The sequence below is a fragment of the Pseudoalteromonas sp. TAE56 genome, from assembly GCF_000497955.1.
Taxonomy (GTDB): domain Bacteria; phylum Pseudomonadota; class Gammaproteobacteria; order Enterobacterales; family Alteromonadaceae; genus Pseudoalteromonas.
In genome coordinates this window covers 1-1550 of sequence record NZ_AUTN01000029.1, presented here as the reverse complement: position 1 = coordinate 1550, position 1550 = coordinate 1, and the positions used below count along the sequence as shown (strand labels likewise).

General features: G+C 40.2%; 1 protein-coding gene and 1 pseudogene. One reads left to right on the top strand and one right to left on the bottom strand.

What is annotated here, in order from left to right:
• Positions 1-974, bottom strand: a 974-nt coding sequence (locus L656_RS0101035; protein ID WP_024597856.1) for a family 1 glycosylhydrolase, incomplete at its 3' end; no start/stop codon positions are given.
• 240 nt (positions 975-1214) lie between these two features.
• Between L656_RS0101035 and L656_RS01000000121785 the strand changes: the two are divergent.
• Positions 1215-1550 (top strand): annotated as a pseudogene (locus tag L656_RS01000000121785) (glycoside hydrolase family 3 protein); the annotation flags it as partial.

Here is a 1550-nt window from a genome sequence, read left to right as displayed (position 1 = left end):
CAGCCTATATCGGTCATTGGCGCTTTATGTGGCAGCTCATGGTAAAAGTCGGTTTCGCTTGCTTGATAATGCATGCGGGTATAAAAGTTAACTCCTAGGTAATCTAGTGGTTGAGCAATTATTTCCATGTCGCCATCCAAAATATCAGGGCGGTGGGCTTTAGGTAATTGATTAATAATATCAGGGTACTTACCTTGCATTACAGGCTGCATGTACCATTGGTTTATGTAGTCATCAGCAAATGCAGTCGCTTTTAAATCTTCTTCGCATTGGGTAACTGAGTAACAAGGCGTAAAGTTAAGTACAATACCGTTTAATGTATTTGGGCTATTTTTAGCAAGTACTTGCATAGCCAATCCGTGGCCCAGTAATAAGTGATGCGCAGCTTTACGACCAAACTCGCGACCTACAATACCCGGCGCATGTACGCCTATTTCGTAACCTAAGTAAGAGCTGCAAAACGGCTCGTTTAAGGTGGCGTAAGAGTGTACGCGGTCACCAAATGCTTTGGTAATTAAATCTGTGTAATGTGCAAACTCGTAAGCGGTGTTACGGTTTAGCCAACCGCCTTCGTCTTCAATATGTTGTGGTAAATCCCAGTGGTACAGCGTTACAAAAGCTTTAATGTTACGGCGTTTTAATTCATCTAAAATGTCGGTGTAAAATTTAACACCTGTAGGGTTTAGGTGGCCATTTTTAGTCATTACGCGCGGCCACGAAATAGAAAGTCTGTAAGCGTCTACACCTAATGACTCAATTAAGTTTATATCGTCTTTCCAGCGAGTGTAGTGCTCGCAGGCTATATCGCCATTTGAATTATCGACTATTTTGCCTTCTTTACTGCAAAAGGTATCCCAAATACATGGCAAGCGATCGGTTGCGCCGCCTTCAATTTGAAATGAGGCCGTAGCTACACCATAGGTAAAATTTTTGGCTAAAAGGGGTGAGCCACTAGGTAAAGATAATTGTTTCATTAAGAGAAAACCTCTGCTTCTTTTTTGGTAAAGGTTGCTTTGTATATAGCGTGTATTAAACCCAATATTGGAAGCGCTTCCATATTTAATTTGATTAATCACTAAGGATGGTATTTAATAACTTTAAGGAAGCGCTTCCATATTTAGGTTAGTGGCTATTGCTAAGTAGGTCAATAGTTAAATTTAAATAACAAATAGGTGCTGCACAAAAACACACTGACACAACACAGGGCTATAAAAATGAAAAAAAGCTTAAACACTAATAGGTTACGAATGCTCCCTATTTTAATAGGCGGATTATGCGTTTTAAGTGCGTGTAATAAACAAGAAGCTAACGTTGATAATAACGAAAGCGCGGTGGCCAAAAAGGCTGAGCATGAGCAAGGTGATTTATCACTTTGGCCAACGCTTAAAAGCAAAGTAGTGAAAACGCCTGAAATTGAAAATACGATTGCACAATATTTAAAAACAATGACGCTTGAGCAAAAAGTAGCGCAGATGATCCAACCTGAAATCCGCGATATAACCGCTGCCGACATGCGCAAATATGGCTTTGGTTCGTATTTAAATGGCGGT